13 protein-coding genes are annotated in these 16,396 nt (G+C 43.7%); 12 read left to right on the top strand and 1 reads right to left on the bottom strand.

Features of this window, described 5'->3' with window-relative positions; all coding sequences use genetic code 11:
• The first annotated feature begins 123 nt into the window (after positions 1-123).
• The 5 genes from speE to argS all read left to right on the top strand — a co-directional run bounded on the left by speE (position 124) and on the right by argS (position 4,511).
• Positions 124-951, top strand: a complete 828-nt coding sequence (speE, locus tag HNQ82_RS04895; RefSeq protein WP_183247650.1) for a polyamine aminopropyltransferase — start codon at positions 124-126, stop codon at positions 949-951.
• 12 nt (positions 952-963) lie between these two features.
• The gene (gene speB, locus HNQ82_RS04890; RefSeq protein WP_035049330.1) at positions 964-1,836 is read left to right on the top strand and encodes an agmatinase; all 873 of its coding nucleotides are present in this window, start codon (positions 964-966) and stop codon (positions 1,834-1,836) included.
• A 111-nt stretch (positions 1,837-1,947) separates the two neighbouring features.
• Complete coding sequence (locus tag HNQ82_RS04885) at positions 1,948-2,316, top strand: cytochrome-c oxidase (protein ID WP_183247648.1); 369 nt, start codon at positions 1,948-1,950, stop codon at positions 2,314-2,316.
• 90 nt (positions 2,317-2,406) lie between these two features.
• On the top strand, positions 2,407-2,844 hold the full coding sequence (locus tag HNQ82_RS04880) for a DUF1934 family protein (RefSeq protein WP_183247647.1): 438 nt from the start codon (positions 2,407-2,409) through the stop codon (positions 2,842-2,844).
• Positions 2,841-4,511: an arginine--tRNA ligase gene (gene argS, locus HNQ82_RS04875; protein WP_183247645.1), complete on the top strand. Its 1,671-nt coding sequence runs from the start codon at positions 2,841-2,843 to the stop codon at positions 4,509-4,511. The genes HNQ82_RS04880 and argS overlap by 4 nt, the downstream gene beginning before the upstream one ends.
• A 38-nt stretch (positions 4,512-4,549) precedes the next feature.
• Here argS and cls read toward each other — a convergent pair whose 3' ends face one another.
• Positions 4,550-5,728, bottom strand: a complete 1,179-nt coding sequence (gene cls, locus HNQ82_RS04870) for a cardiolipin synthase (RefSeq protein ID WP_246348886.1) — start codon at positions 5,726-5,728, stop codon at positions 4,550-4,552.
• 87 nt (positions 5,729-5,815) lie between these two features.
• Here cls and HNQ82_RS04865 point away from each other — a divergent pair, with 87 nt between their 5' ends.
• The 7 genes from HNQ82_RS04865 to icmF all read left to right on the top strand — a co-directional run bounded on the left by HNQ82_RS04865 (position 5,816) and on the right by icmF (position 16,372).
• A complete protein-coding gene (locus HNQ82_RS04865; RefSeq protein WP_183247804.1) occupies positions 5,816-7,954 on the top strand; it encodes a (Fe-S)-binding protein in 2,139 nt (712 codons plus the stop codon).
• A gap of 166 nt (positions 7,955-8,120) precedes the next feature.
• Entirely contained in the window at positions 8,121-9,302 is a 1,182-nt protein-coding gene (locus HNQ82_RS04860) for an acetyl-CoA C-acetyltransferase (RefSeq protein WP_183247640.1), read from the top strand.
• Between the two features lie 14 nt (positions 9,303-9,316).
• A complete protein-coding gene (locus HNQ82_RS04855; RefSeq protein WP_183247638.1) occupies positions 9,317-10,162 on the top strand; it encodes a 3-hydroxybutyryl-CoA dehydrogenase in 846 nt (281 codons plus the stop codon).
• A 13-nt stretch (positions 10,163-10,175) separates the two neighbouring features.
• Positions 10,176-11,327, top strand: coding sequence for an acyl-CoA dehydrogenase (locus HNQ82_RS04850; protein ID WP_183247636.1), 1,152 nt, complete (start codon positions 10,176-10,178; stop codon positions 11,325-11,327).
• Positions 11,324-12,463, top strand: coding sequence for an acyl-CoA dehydrogenase (locus HNQ82_RS04845; RefSeq protein WP_183242520.1), 1,140 nt, complete (start codon positions 11,324-11,326; stop codon positions 12,461-12,463). The genes HNQ82_RS04850 and HNQ82_RS04845 overlap by 4 nt, the downstream gene beginning before the upstream one ends.
• 10 nt (positions 12,464-12,473) lie before the next feature.
• Positions 12,474-13,097, top strand: coding sequence for a TetR/AcrR family transcriptional regulator (locus tag HNQ82_RS04840; protein ID WP_183247634.1), 624 nt, complete (start codon positions 12,474-12,476; stop codon positions 13,095-13,097).
• 20 nt (positions 13,098-13,117) lie between these two features.
• Positions 13,118-16,372, top strand: coding sequence for a fused isobutyryl-CoA mutase/GTPase IcmF (gene icmF, locus HNQ82_RS04835; protein ID WP_183247633.1), 3,255 nt, complete (start codon positions 13,118-13,120; stop codon positions 16,370-16,372).
• The last annotated feature ends 24 nt before the right edge of the window (positions 16,373-16,396 follow it).

Genomic DNA, 16,396 nt, shown 5'->3' with positions numbered 1-16,396 from the left:
TTTTAAACGTTTTCTAGCAATTTTTACTTGAAATTTTGCTAGATTGCTCTATACTTTTTCATGTTTAGCATTTTATTTTTTGGGCATGATAAGCGGTGCATTATTGACGAAAGGGTGTTCAATATGGAACTTTGGTTTACTGAAAAACAGACGGACAACTTTGGCATTACAGCACGAATTAAACGCACTTTACATACAGAGCAAACGGAATTTCAAAAGCTCGATATGGTCGAAACAGAAGAGTTTGGGAACATGCTTATTTTAGACGGAATGGTGATGACAACGCAAAAAGATGAGTTCGTCTATCATGAAATGGTTGCGCACGTTCCGTTATTTACGCATCCGCATCCAGAAAACGTCCTTGTCGTTGGTGGCGGAGACGGCGGCGTCATTCGCGAAGTGTTAAAACATCCGAGCGTGAAAAAAGCGACGCTCGTTGAAATTGATGGAAAAGTGATCGAGTATTCAAAAAAATATTTACCGGAAATTGCAGGTCAATTGGACGACCCACGCGTTGAAGTAAAAGTAGACGACGGCTTCATGCACATTGCGCAAAGCGAAAACGAATATGATGTCATTATGGTTGACTCAACAGAGCCTGTTGGTCCAGCAGTTAATTTATTTACAAAAGGGTTTTATGCAGGTATTGCAAAAGCGTTAAAAGAAGACGGTATTTTTGTCGCACAAACAGACAATCCGTGGTTTAAAGCGGATTTAATTCGCACTGTTCAACGTGATGTACGTGAAATTTTCCCAATCACACGTTTATATATCGCAAACATTCCAACATATCCGAGCGGTATGTGGACGTTTACACTCGGTTCAAAAAAATATGATCCGCTTGAAGTGAGCGATGATCGCTTCCACGATATTGAAACGAAATATTATACAAAACAGCTTCATAAAGCATGCTTCGTATTGCCGAGATTTGTTGAAGACTTAGTGAAGTAAGGAGAGAAAACGATGCGATTTGATGAGGCGTATTCCGGTAACGTATTTATTAAAAGTCATCCAAATTTTGAAGAAAGCCAAGCGGTTATTTACGGAATGCCAATGGACTGGACGGTGAGCTACCGTCCGGGTTCTCGCTTTGGTCCAGCGCGCATTCGCGAAGTGTCGATTGGGCTTGAAGAATATAGCCCATATTTAGACCGTGAGCTGGATGAAGTGAAATATTTTGATGCAGGTGATATTCCTTTACCATTTGGTAACGCTCAGCGCAGTTTAGACATGATTGAACAGTTTGTTGATCGTATATTGGAAGCGGGAAAATTTCCGCTCGGTCTTGGCGGCGAACATTTAGTGTCGTGGCCGGTCATGAAAGCGGTGTATAAGAAATATCCAGACTTAGCGATTATTCATATGGATGCTCACACAGATTTGCGCGAGCATTACGAAGGCGAGCCGTTATCTCATTCCACGCCAATTCGTAAAATTGCTGAGCTTATCGGACCGAAAAATGTATATTCTTTCGGCATTCGTTCTGGAATGAAAGAGGAATTTGAGTGGGCAAAAGAAAACGGTATGTATATTGCGAAATTTGACGTGCTTGAGCCGTTAAAAGAAGTGCTTCCAACGCTTGCAGGTCGTCCGGTATATGTCACCATCGACATTGATGTATTAGATCCAGCGCACGCGCCAGGAACAGGAACCGTCGATGCAGGCGGTATTACGTCAAAAGAGCTACTGGCTGCTATTCACGCCATCGCTCGTTCCGATGTGCGCGTTGTCGGAGCAGATTTAGTTGAAGTTGCACCTGTATATGACCATTCTGAACAAACAGCCAACACAGCAAGCAAGCTCGTGCGCGAAATGCTTCTCGGTTGGGTGAAATAAAGATCAATCCCTGTCGGTGAGACAGGGATTTTTTTTCATAAAACTATTTCCAACGTCATACATTGAAAGTAACATTTACATAGTGCAAATGTTTGAAAGGAGGTGAGAACAATGGGCATTCGATTAATTAAAATTTCTGCTGTTTATTTCGCAATTGGCGTCTGTTTAGGGCTTTATATGTCGATGACGCACGTGTTTACATTTACACCTGTTCACGTTCATATTAACTTGCTTGGTTGGACAGCGTTAACGCTTGCTGGTATTTTATATCATTTATTCCCTCATATTGCGGAAACGAAAACAGCGAAAGCGCATTTTTGGCTTCATAACATCGGCTTGCCGGCGATGATGATTGGTCTAGCGTTTGTCGTCTCGGGATACGAAGCATTTATTCCGCTGACAGCGCTCGGAGGTACTCTTGTGACGCTCGCCGTACTCGTGTTTGCATGGAATGTATTAAAAAACTTAAAGCAGGTGTAATATGTTAGGCGGTCTCTAAAAAGAGGCCGCCTATTGCATGTATGCGCCTCTTTTTCTATACTTAACTACAGTCACAACAACAGCAAGGATGTGGGGAAGGTGAACGGAACACCAATACAACTCAAGCAAGTGACAGAAATTCGTGACGGTGCACGAAAAGAAATTGTTGTCATTGAGGCAAATGGTTTATACTACTTAAAAGGAGACGCAACGTATGTGACGTTTGAAGAGACGTACGAAGGAGAAACGATCAAAAATATTGTGAAGATTGCCAATGATGAAGTCGTCGTTCTTCGTTCCGGTGCAGTCTCGATGCGCCATACGTTCCGTAAACAGTCAGAAACCGTCGGCACGTACGAAAGTCCGGTGGCGCGCTGGGAAATGAAAACAAAAACAGAACAAGTTTTGTATCAGTATAATGAAAAAACAAAAAAAGGGCAGTTGTTTTTTTCCTACATACTCCATTTATCTGGGAAACATGTCGGTCGTCATGCAGTGACGATTTCATTTAAGGAGGCAAAACGATGAACATTGTTGAACAAATGAAACAAAAATTAAAAGAGGAAATCAAATCAGCAGTCATTCGCTCAGGAGTCGCGACAGAAGCAGACGTTCCAAACGTCATTTTAGAGACGCCGAAAGATAAAGCGCACGGCGACTATTCAACAAACGTGGCGATGCAACTTGCGCGCGTCGCAAAAAAAGCACCGCGTATGATCGCGGAAGATATTGTACGTCATTTTAACGGTGAAGCCGTATTTGTTCAAAAAGTGGACATCGCTGGACCGGGGTTTATTAATTTTTACATGGACAATCGTTATTTGACTGAGCTCGTTCCGATGATTTTACAAGCAGGCGATGCGTACGGTGAAACAAACGTCGGCAATGGACAAAAAGTGCAAGTTGAGTTTGTTTCCGCAAACCCGACAGGTAGCTTACATTTAGGTCATGCGCGTGGAGCAGCGGTTGGCGATTCATTATGTAACATCTTGAAAAAAGCAGGTTTTGACGTCACACGTGAATATTACATTAACGATGCTGGCAATCAAATCGCCAATTTAGCCAAGTCGGTCGAAGCGCGTTATTTTCAAGCGCTTGGTATCGATAAGGACATGCCAGAAGACGGCTACTTCGGTGAAGATATTGTACAATTAGGGAAAAAGTTGGCAGAAGAACATGGTGACAAGTTTGTCGCGCTCGACGAACAAGAGCGACTTCAACAATTCCGTGAATATGGGTTAGCGTTTGAAATGGATAAAATTAAAAAAGATTTAGCCGATTTCCGCGTCACATTTGATGTTTGGTATTCGGAAACATCGCTTTACCATAACGGAAAAATTGAGAAGGCGCTTGAAACGTTGCGCGAAAAAGGACATATTTACGAACAAGACGGCGCGACATGGTTCCGCTCGACAACATTCGGTGATGACAAAGACCGCGTGCTTATTAAACAAGATGGCACGTACACGTATTTATTGCCGGACATTGCATACCATCAAGATAAACTTGAGCGTGGATTTGAAAAAATTATTAACATTTGGGGCGCAGATCATCACGGTTACATTCCGCGCATGAAGGCGGCGATCGCTGCGCTCGGATACGACCCAAATGTGTTAGAAGTTGAAATTATTCAGCTCGTTAGTTTATATCAAAACGGTGAGAAAGTACGTATGAGCAAACGGACAGGAAAGGCGGTTACGTTGCGTGACTTAATGGAAGAAGTCGGACTGGACGCTACGCGCTATTTCTTTGCGATGCGCTCATCAGATACGCATTTAGATTTCGATATGGATTTAGCTGTATCGCAATCAAACGAAAACCCTGTATATTATGCACAATATGCCCATGCGCGCGTATGCAGCATGCTTCGTCAAGGCGAAGAACAAGGGTTATCTTATGATGGTGACCTATCTTTTACGTACGAATTAGCGGAAAAAGAAATCGACTTATTGAAAAAGCTAGGGGAGTTTCCTTCAGCTGTTGCGGAAGCAGCGGTGAAGCGCTCACCACATCGAATGACGAACTACATTTTCGATCTTGCCTCTGCATTGCATAGTTTTTACAATGCGGAAAAAGTACTTGATGCAACGAACGTGGAAAAAAGTCGCGCTCGCTTAGCACTTATGAAAGCTGTACAAATTACATTAAAAAATGCTTTAGCGCTTGTCGGTGTACATGCTCCTGAAAAAATGTAATACGAAAGAGGGTGTCCCCAATAGGGCACCCTTTTTTACTACAATAACGGAGACATCCATGTCGCAACCCCTTCTTTCAGCCGATGAAGCCAAGATTGCTTGCGAAAATATTCCGCTGTCAACAACGTTGATGTGTCGATGTCTTTGGCGATCGTTTGTTTGACATGTTGAATGAACGATTTGTCATATATATAACAATTCATTTCGTAGTTAATGAACAAACTGCGACGATCAAAATTTGCCGTGCCAATATCACATAAATGATCATCAATGACAATCACTTTTGTATGGTAAAATCCGTTATAAAACTGATAAATACGTGCCCCTGCGCGCAAAAGTTGACGAAAATACGGATATGCGGCTTCCTTAACAAACGGATGATCCGCTTGCATCGGTACAATAATCGTTAGTTGAACACCTCGTTCCATCGCTTCAAGAAGAGAATTCATAATTTTTTTACTTGGAATAAAATATGGGGTTCCGATGATGATTTCCTGTTTTGCTTGTTTAATCAGCTGAATAAATTCATCTTCTAAATACTTCCCGTCCGTTGGAAGAAGACGATGTTTCATCATTCCTTTTCGAAGGGGAGGAAAATACCGTTCATTATCTCCAAACGATTGCCCAGTCGCTTTTGTCCAGTCTTCTTGAAACTGTCGCTGCAAGTCATGCACACCTTCTCCGACAATCTTCAAATGATAGTCGCGCCAATGGCCAAACTTCGGATCTTGACCCATATATTCTTTTCCGACGTTAAACCCGCCTAAATAGCCAATTTTCCCGTCAATAACAGTAATTTTCCGATGATTCCGTTCGTTCAATTTGTAGAAAAAAAACGGCAATGTCGGACGGTTCGCAAAAGCAAATTGCCCACTTTTTTGTCGGAGGGAAGCCGGTAACCCGAAGCTGCCGACCCAATCGACGAGCAGACGTACTTCTACCCCTTCGTTTACTTTTTGCTCAAGTAAAGAAAAAAATCGCTGACCGATTTCATCATCGCGCACGATATAAAATAAAATGTGAATATGATGTTTCGCTTGTTCTAACTGTGCAAAATAGTCATCAAACAACGTTTCACCTGTCGTAAATAGCGTAATGTCGCTTTCACGTTCAATGCCGACCTTTTTTCGTGCTGATGCTTTTGACACTTTATCGCCCCATTTATAATCAAGCACAAGAAGAAACAATAAAATGATCGCAATGACGAGCCAACGCATGCCTTCACTCCTTTCTTTCGTGTAGTTTCCCCAAAAAGAAAATAAAAAATAAGAAAAAATATTGACTGAATGCTCATTCATTATATAATGAAAGTAAGTTTGTTCAGAAAATTTATTTTATTTTTACAACAAAGGGGGAAGGGTATTGTGCTTTGGTTGAACTGGATCGCTTTTTTGCTTGTGACAGCGTACGCTGTTCATCTATTTGTCTATCTCGTCAAAACGCGCATTGCGTATATTAAGCTAGGGAAAAAAGTTGAGTTTGATGGAAAAGTAAAAGAACGTCTGCAAAACATATGGATCAACGTTTTTGGGCAAAAAAAGCTATTAAAAGATAAAAAAAGCGGCATTATTCACGTCATGTTCTTTTACGGCTTTATTCTCGTTCAATTTGGTGCCATTGACTTCATCATTAAAGGGCTTGTCCCAGGGGCGCACTTGCCGCTCGGGCCACTTTATCCAGCGTTTACGTTTTTTCAAGAAATTGTGACATTACTTATTTTAGTGGCGGTACTATGGGCGTTTTATCGTCGTTACATTGAAAAGCTTGTCCGCTTAAAACGTGATTTCAAAGCAGGACTTGTTCTTATTTTTATCGGTGGACTTATGCTTTCCGTGCTGTTTGGAAATGGCATGGGGCGCATTTGGCATAACGAAGGAACGTCATGGAGCGAACCTGTCGCTTCTGCGATTGCACTTGCATTTAATTGGGTAGGAGAAACAGGAGCAGCAGTATTGTTTTTCGTTGCTTGGTGGGTGCACTTGCTGATTTTATTAACGTTTTTAGTGTACGTGCCACAATCGAAACATGCCCATTTAATCGCTGGACCAGTCAATGTCTTTTTTAGTCGGTTAACGAGACCGAAGCTTGAGAAAATCAACTTTGAAGATGAGACGCAAGAGTCGTTTGGTGTTGGGAAAATTGAAGATTTTAAGCAAACGCAACTGATCGATTTATATGCGTGTGTCGAGTGCGGGCGCTGCACGAACATGTGTCCAGCAACGGGGACAGGGAAAATGTTATCACCGATGGATCTTATTTTAAAATTGCGTGACCATTTAACTGAAAAAGGCGCAGCCATCACATCGAAAGCTCCTTGGGTACCAACGTTTGCGTTTGCGAATACAAAAGGAAACCAACTCGCCTTCATGGCGCAAGGAATGCAAGAACAAGCGGCAACGATCGAAATGCCAAATTTGATTGGCGATGTCATTACGGAAGAAGAAATTTGGGCATGTACGACGTGTCGCAACTGTGAAGACCAATGCCCAGTTATGAATGAACATGTCGATAAAATTATTGACTTACGTCGTTACCTCGTATTAACAGAAGGAAAGTTAAACCCTGATGCACAGCGTGCGATGACAAATATCGAACGTCAAGGAAATCCATGGGGACTGAATCGCAAAGAAAAGGAAAATTGGCGCGAGTTGCGTGAAGATGTCCGGATTCCGACAGTAAAAGAAATGCAAAAAGCTGGAGAAGAATTCGAATATTTATTCTGGGTCGGCTCGATGGGGTCATTCGATAACCGAAGCCAAAAAATTGCGTTAGCTTTTGCGCGTCTATTAAATGAAGCAGGCGTGAAATTTGCGATTTTAGGCAACAAGGAGAAAAACTCTGGCGATACGCCGCGCCGTTTAGGAAACGAATTTTTATTCCAAGAATTAGCAACATCTAACATTGCAGAGTTTGAAAAAGCAGGTGTGAAAAAAATTGTGACGATCGATCCGCATGCGTATAACACATTCAAAAATGAATATCCGGATTTCGGCTTTGAAGCGGAAGTATATCACCATACAGAGTTACTAGCAAAGCTTGTGGAAGAAGGTCGCCTCGTCCCGAAATATGAAGTCAACGAAGTCGTTACATTCCACGATTCATGTTATTTAGGCAGATATAACGATGTATACGATGCACCGCGTCAAATTTTGAAAGCGATTCCGGGTGTGAAGCTCGTGGAAATGGCACGCCATCGCGAAACAGGCATGTGTTGCGGTGCAGGTGGCGGATTAATGTGGATGGAAGAAACGACAGGCACGCGCATTAACGTAGCGCGCACAGAACAGGCGCTTGAAGTGAATCCAACAGTTATTAGCTCGGGCTGTCCGTACTGTTTAACGATGTTATCAGATGGAACAAAAGCAAAAGAAGTGGAAGAAAAAGTCGGCACGTATGATGTCGCTGAGCTGTTAGAAAAGGCTGTATTTGGACCTGTTCATTAAAAAATTCTAAAAAAAATAAATAGTTTTATTTTTAAGACATTTTAAGTATAATGAAAGCAACGGGAAGGTGTGCGGTTTCGTGCGCCTTCTTTGCCCGTCCATAATTGAACGAGCGTTCGCTCAACATTTTTGAAAGGGCTTTCTTATGAAGAAAAGGGGGAGAAACATGGGGAAAACGGTCATTGTTAGCGGGGTACGTACACCATTTGGAAAATTCGGTGGAAGTTTAAGTGCATTCAGCGCTGCGCAGCTTGGAGGTATGGCGATCAAAGAGGCGCTCGTGCGCGCAAATATGAATGCAGAAGATGTCGATGAAGTCGTTTTTGGTACAGTATTGCAAGGTGGACAAGGGCAACTTCCATCGCGACAAGCAGCTAAAGAAGCTGGAATTCCGTGGGAGACGAAAACAGAAACGATTAATAAAGTGTGCGCTTCAGGGATGCGTAGCGTCACGCTTGGTGATCAAATTATTCGTGCTGGGGACGCGGATGTCATCGTTGCAGGTGGAATGGAATCGATGAGCAATGCACCGTATATATTGCCGAAAGCACGTTGGGGACTGCGTATGGGCGATTCGACGGTGAAAGATTTAATGGTGTATGACGGATTAACATGCAGTTTTACAGGCGTGCATATGGGCATTTACGGAAGTGAAACGGCAAAAGAGTTAGGCATTACGCGCGAGGAGCAAGATCGTTGGGCGTATCGAAGTCATCAGTTAGCTATTGCAGCGATCGAAAGCGGCAAGTTTGCGGAAGAAATCGTTCCTGTTACTATTCCGCAACGAAAAGGCGAGCCGGTTACCGTAGCGGTCGATGAGTCGCCGCGCAAAGATACGTCGCTTGAAAAATTAGCGAAGCTTGCGCCTGTGTTTGATCCAACAGGCACCATTACCGCAGGAAATGCGCCAGGGGTAAATGATGGGGCAGCTGCGCTTGTATTAATGAGCGAAGAACGGGCACAAAAAGAAGGGCTCACCCCGCTTGCGACGATTGTCGCGCATACCGCAATTGCCATTGAAGCGAAAGATTTTCCGAAAACGCCAGGCATCGTCATCAATGAGTTGTTGCGAAAAACAGGAAAAACAGTAAACGACATTGATTTATTTGAAATTAACGAAGCGTTTGCGGCTGTCGCTTTAGCAAGCATGAAAATTGCTGACTTGCCAGAAGAAAAAGTAAACGTGAACGGCGGTGCTATTGCGCTTGGACATCCAATCGGGGCAAGTGGGGCGCGCATTATTATTACGTTAATTCATGAATTAAAACGCCGTGGTGGCGGCACTGGCATTGCAGCGATTTGTAGCGGTGGCGGTCAAGGCGATGCAATTATGATTGAAGTTCATTAACGGGGGATGGAACGATGAAAAAAGTGATGGTTGTTGGTGCTGGTCAAATGGGATCAGGGATTGCTCAAGTGTGTGCCACAGCAGGATATGACGTCATTTTAAACGATGTCAATGAAGAGCGCGTACAATGGGGGCTGAACAATATTGCAAAAAGCATCAATAAGTTTGTTGAAAAAGGAACATTCAGCGAACAACAGCGCGATGAAGCGATGAGCCGCATTCGTACATCGACAAATTTGCAAGATGGAAGCGATGTCGATGTCGTCATCGAAGCGGTTGTTGAAAATATGGATGTGAAAACAACGTTGTTTGCACAGCTAGACGAAATCACCCCTCCGCATGCCATTTTAGCAACAAATACGTCTTCACTACCAATTACAGAAATCGCCGCAGCAACGAAACGACCAGAAAAAGTGATTGGCATGCATTTTATGAATCCGGTACCGATTATGAAACTTGTTGAAATTATTCGCGGCCTCGCAACAGCTGATGAAGTGTATGAAGCGATCGAACAAATGACAAAAACGTTAGGAAAAGTACCGGTTGAAGTGAACGACTTCCCAGGATTTGTTTCCAATCGTGTATTAATGCCGATGATTAACGAAGCGATTTATTGTTTATACGAAGGTGTTGCGACGAAAGAAGCGATTGACGAAGTGATGAAACTTGGCATGAATCATCCAATGGGACCGCTCACCTTAGCGGATTTTATCGGCTTAGATACGTGTTTATACATTATGGAAGTGCTTCATGATGGGCTTGGTGATGACAAATACCGTCCGTGCCCGCTGTTACGCAAATATGTGAAAGCGGGTTGGCTCGGACGAAAAACAGGGCGAGGATTTTACACGTACGAATAAAGGGGTTGACAGCATGAATTTACATTTTACGGAAGAACAGCAAATGATGCGTCAAATGGTGCGCGAGTTTGCTGAAAATGAAATTGCACCGTTCGTTGAACGGATGGAGCGCGGAGAGTTTCCGCGCCCGATTCTTGAAAAAATGGCGGAGCTCGGCTTAATGGGTATTACTGTACCTGAGCAATATGGCGGTGCGGGGATGGATTTTACGTCATATATCATTGCGATACACGAAATTTCAAAAGTGAGCGCTGTCGTAGGGGTCATTTTATCTGTCCATACGTCTGTCGGCACAAATCCGATTTTATATTTCGGAACGGAGGAGCAAAAACGAAAATATGTGCCGAAGCTCGCGCGCGGTGAATATTTAGGAGCGTTTTGCTTAACAGAACCAGGATCAGGATCGGATGCAGCAAGCTTAAAAACGACAGCCATTCGCGATGGTGACCATTACGTATTAAATGGCTCGAAAGTATTTATTACAAACGGTGGAGAAGCGGATACGTACATCGTATTTGCTCGCACAAACCTTGAAGAAAAAGGAAGTAAAGGAGTAAGCGCATTTATCGTTGAGAAACATACCCCAGGTCTTATCATCGGAAAAGACGAGAAAAAAATGGGGCTTCACGGGTCGCGAACCGTTCAATTATCGTTTGAAGATATGCGCGTGCCTGCGGAAAACTTGCTCGGTCAAGAAGGGGACGGATTTAAAATTGCGATGGCTAATTTAGATAGCGGTCGCATCGGGATTGCGGCCCAATCGCTCGGTATTGCCGAAGCCGCGCTTGAACACGCAACGAATTATGCGAAAGAACGCATTCAATTCGGCAAGCCGATCGCCGAACAACAAGGCATTGCGTTTAAACTAGCTGATATGGCAACGAACGTTGAAGCGGCCAAACTGCTCGTTTATCATGCGGCGTTTTTGCGCTCAAACGGCATGCTGTGCGGAAAAGAAGCATCAATGGCGAAGCTGTTTGCGTCAAAAACAGCGATGGAAAACGCCATTGAAGCGGTACAAATTTTTGGAGGCAACGGCTACACAGAGGACTATCCGGTTGAACGGCTATTCCGCGATGCGAAAGTGTGCGAAATTTATGAAGGAACGACTGAAATTCAACGACTTGTCATTAGTAAACATTTGTTGAGGGGGATGGGAAAATGAATTTTCAACTTAGCGAAGAACATGAAATGATACGGAAAATGGTGCGCGATTTTGCCAAAAACGAGGTGGCACCGACAGCGGCGGAACGCGATGAAGAAGAGCGTTTTGATCGCGACATTTTTAATAAAATGGCGGAGCTCGGTTTGACGGGCATCCCGTGGCCAGAGGAATACGGTGGTATCGGTAGCGATTATTTAGCATACGTCATCGCTGTGGAGGAGCTTTCAAAGGTGTGCGCATCGACAGGGGTGACGCTTTCCGCTCACATTTCGTTAGCAAGTTGGCCGATTTATAAATTTGGAACAGAACAACAAAAACAAACGTATTTACGAGCATTAGCAACAGGCGAAAAGCTTGGGGCGTACGGTTTGTCTGAACCAGGAGCAGGTTCTGACGTTTCAGCAATGAAAACGCGTGCGGTAAAGGATGGCGATCATTACGTATTAAACGGCTCAAAAGTATGGATTACAAACGGTGGAGAAGCAGACATTTATGTTGTTTTTGCGGTGACAGATCCAGAGAAAAAACATCGTGGCATTAGCGCATTTATTGTTGAAAAAGGAACGCCTGGATTTTCGATCGGGAAAAAAGAGAAAAAGCTTGGCATTCGTTCGTCACCAACGACGGAGCTTATTTTTGAAGATTGTCGCATTCCGAAAGAAAATTTGCTCGGTGAAGAAGGAGAAGGATTTAAAATTGCGATGATGACGCTTGATGGTGGTCGAAATGGCATCGCTGCGCAAGCGGTCGGCATCGCTCAAGGGGCGTTAGATGCAGCGGTAGAATATGCGAAAGGACGTATTCAATTCGGTAAGCCAATTGCAGAACAACAAGGCATTGCCTTTAAGCTAGCCGATATGGCAACAGCAATCGAAGCTGCTCGTTTACTAACATATCAAGCGGCATGGCTTGAATCAAACGGTTTACCGTATGGAAAAGAATCAGCGATGGCGAAATTGTTTGCAGGGGACACGGCGATGAAAGTGACCGTTGAAGCGGTACAAATTTTTGGCGGCTATGGTTATACGAAAGACTATCCAGTCGAGCGGTTTATGCGCGATGCAAAAATTACGCAAATTTATGAAGGGACGCAAGAAATTCAACGCATCGTCATTTCAAGAATGTTAACGAAATAGGAGGGGTGTGATGAAAAAGCGTGAAGTGCCAGCGTCTGTAAAAGATGAGCGGCTTGTGAAAAAAAGGCGCAACCAAATGATTAAAGGGGCGATTTCGCTATTTAAGCAAAAAGGGTTTCATCAAACGACGACGCGCGAGATTGCCCGCGCTTCTGGCTTTAGCATCGGAACGTTGTACGAATACATTCGCAAAAAAGAAGACGTCCTTTATTTAGTGTGCGATCGCATTTACGATGAAGTGCGCGATCGCATGGAACAAGCTATTGATACGACACAAGGGGATTTAGACGGCTTAAAATTAGCGATTGCTTACTATTTCCGCGTCGTTGATGAACTGCAAGATGAGGTACTCGTTATGTATCAAGAGGCAAAGTCACTTGGCAAAGAATCGCTTCCGTATGTGCTTAATAAAGAATTACAAATGGTTGCGATGTTTGAACATATTTTACGACGCTGCGTGGACAATAGGGTATTTTCATTAACAGAACAAGAAATTCAATTATTTGCACATAACATTTTCGTGCTCGGTCAAATGTGGGGGTTCCGTCGTTGGGCGTTGAAAAAAATGTATACGCTCGATGAATATATTGAGTTGCAAACAAAGCTATTGCTTGAAGGGATTATAAAGCGGTAGCGAAAGGGGATGGGAGAAACATGGCGCACATTTATCGTCCAAAACATCACGTTCGCTTTGTAACGGCGTCTAGTTTGTTTGATGGACATGACGCAGCCATTAACATTATGCGTCGCATTTTGCAGGCAAGCGGAGCTGAGGTTATCCATCTTGGACATAACCGCTCGGTTGAAGAAATTGTGAACGCCGCCATTCAAGAAGATGTGCAAGGCATTGCGGTATCATCGTATCAAGGCGGACATATGGAATTTTTTAAATATATGTATGACTTATTGCAACAACGTGGCGCATCACATATTCGTATTTACGGCGGTGGCGGTGGCGTTATTATTCCAAGGGAAATAAAAGAATTGCACGAATACGGCATCGCACGTATTTTCTCGCCGGAAGATGGTCGGCGTTACGGATTGCAAGGGATGATTAACATCATGATGGAAGAATGCGATTTTCCGACTGTCAAAGAAATTACCGATGAAGTAGAACGATTAGCAACCGGCGACGTTCAAGCCGTAGCTCGCTTAATTACAGTGTGTGAGAACGGCGTAAACGTCCATAGCGAAATCGCTGCCACAGCCGAAGCCGTTTTACGACAAGTGAAAGCGATGGCGAAACGCGTACCGGTTCTCGGCATTACCGGAACAGGTGGTGCGGGAAAAAGCTCGCTCACCGATGAACTTGTCCGCCGCTTTTTAAACGAAATTCCAGACAAAAAAGTGGCGATTTTATCGGTTGATCCGACAAAACAAAAAACGGGCGGTGCGTTGCTTGGGGATCGCATTCGTATGAACGCCATTTCTTCTCCGCGGGTGTATATGCGGAGCTTAGCGACACGTAGCTCGCGTTCGGAATTGTCACTTGCGATTCAAGATGCGATTGAAGTCGTGAAAGCGGCGGGCTTTGACTTAGTCATTGTAGAAACGAGCGGCATCGGACAAGGAGATGCAGCCATTAAAGATATTTGCGATATTGCAATGTATGTTATGACGAGTGAGTTTGGTGCCCCGTCGCAGCTCGAAAAAATTGATATGATCGACTATGCCGATCTCATCGTTATTAATAAATTTGAGCGACAAGGTTCAGAAGATGCAAAGCGCCAAGTGCAAAAGCAATACCAGCGAAGCCATCAATTATTTGATCGCGATGTAAGCGAAATGCCTGTATTCGGCACGATCGCCAGCCAATTTAACGATCCGGGAACGAATACGCTGTTTGTTGCCTTAATCGATTTAATTAACGAACGAATGGGCACGAATTGGACAACGACATTGCAAAAAGTTGATCATGTTGAAAAACAAAACGTCATTATCCCGAACGAACGTCGCCATTATTTGCGCGAAATTGCTGATACGATCCGTCAATATCATAAGCGCGTTAACGAGCAGTGTGAAATTGCCCGCCGCGTATTTCAGCTTGAAGGTGCCATCGAAACGATGAATGAGTATCATCGGGAACAAGCATTGGAAGCTTTACAAGATGCAAAGCGATCATATGAGGAAAAATTAACGCCAGAGTCGAGAAAGCTATTAGCTTCATGGGAAGATGTAAAAAAGAAATATGCCGCCAAAGAGTTTGTGACAAAAGTGCGCGATAAAGAAATCGTCACGCCACTAACGACAAAAAGTTTAGCAGGGTTAAATATTCCAAAAGTGGCGTTGCCAAAGTTTAAAGATTACGGAGAAATTTTACGATGGCTTTATAAAGAAAACGTTCCAGGTGTATTTCCATTTACCGCAGGTGTATTCCCGTTTAAACGGCAAGAAGAAGATCCGAAGCGGCAATTTGCAGGAGAAGGTACGCCAGATCGGACGAATCGGCGTTTCCATTACTTATGTAAAGATGACCCGGCAAAACGGCTCAGCACAGCATTTGATTCCGTTACGTTATATGGAGAAGACCCGAATGAACGCCCGGACATTTTCGGAAAAATCGGTGAAAGCGGCGTAAGCGTTTGTACGTTAGATGATATGAAAAAGTTATACAAAGGTTTTGATTTATGCCATCCCCTTACATCTGTATCGATGACAATTAACGGTCCTGCGCCAATCATTTTAGCGATGTTTCTAAATACAGCGATTGACCAACAAGTAGAAAAGAAAGAAGCAGAGCTTGGACGAAAGTTAACGAAAGAAGAATACGAACAAGTGAAAGCATGGACGTTGCAAACGGTTCGCGGAACAGTCCAAGCGGACATTTTAAAAGAAGACCAAGGGCAAAATACGTGTATTTTTTCGACTGAGTTTGCTTTGCGCATGATGGGGGACATTCAACAATACTTTATCGACAATCGCGTTCGTAACTATTATTCTGTTTCCATCTCAGGCTATCATATTGCTGAAGCAGGAGCGAATCCGATTACGCAATTGGCGTTTACGCTAGCAAACGGTTTCACGTACGTAGAATATTATTTAAGCCGAGGCATGCACATTGATGATTTTGCGCCAAACTTATCGTTTTTCTTCAGTAACGGTCTCGATCCAGAATATACTGTCATCGGTCGGGTAGCCCGACGCATTTGGGCGGTTGCGATGCGTGAAAAATACGGGGCAAATGAACGAAGCCAAAAGTTGAAATATCACGTGCAAACGTCAGGGCGCTCGCTTCACGCACAAGAAATTGACTTTAACGACATTCGTACAACGTTACAAGCGCTTATGGCGCTCCATGATAATTGTAACTCGCTTCATACGAACGCCTATGATGAAGCGATTACAACACCGACTGAAGAGTCTGTCCGTCGGGCGATGGCTATTCAGCTCATCATTACAAAAGAACATGGGTTAACGAAAAATGAAAACCCACTACAAGGTTCATTCATTATTGAAGAGTTAACAGATTTAGTTGAAGAAGCGGTGTTAAAAGAGTTCGAACGTCTTGATGAACGTGGCGGCGTACTTGGCGCGATGGAAATGCAATATCAACGCGGCAAAATTCAAGATGAATCGATGTATTATGAAATGAAAAAACATAGCGGAGAGTTGCCGATCATTGGCGTGAACACATATTTAAATCCGAATGCAGCTGTCGAGGAAGAAATTGAAAGCTTGCAGCTTGCGCGCGCCTCGTACGAAGAAAAGCAACTACAACTCGAAAACTTGCGCAAATTCCAGGAACAACATAAAGGTGAAGTCGATGAAGCGCTTGCGCGGTTAAAACATGTCGCTGTAAGCGGTGGAAACATTTTCGCTGAACTAATGGAAACGGTCAAAGTAGCAAGCTTAGGACAAATTACAAAAGCGTTGTACGAAGTCGGTGGACAATATCGCCGCAATATGTAATGTCGGGGGATGTCCCGACATTTT

Origin of the sequence: Anoxybacillus tengchongensis (assembly GCF_014201585.1) — a bacterium.
Lineage (GTDB): Bacteria > Bacillota > Bacilli > Bacillales > Anoxybacillaceae > Anoxybacillus > Anoxybacillus tengchongensis.
This window is presented reverse-complemented; position numbering and strand designations above follow the sequence as displayed.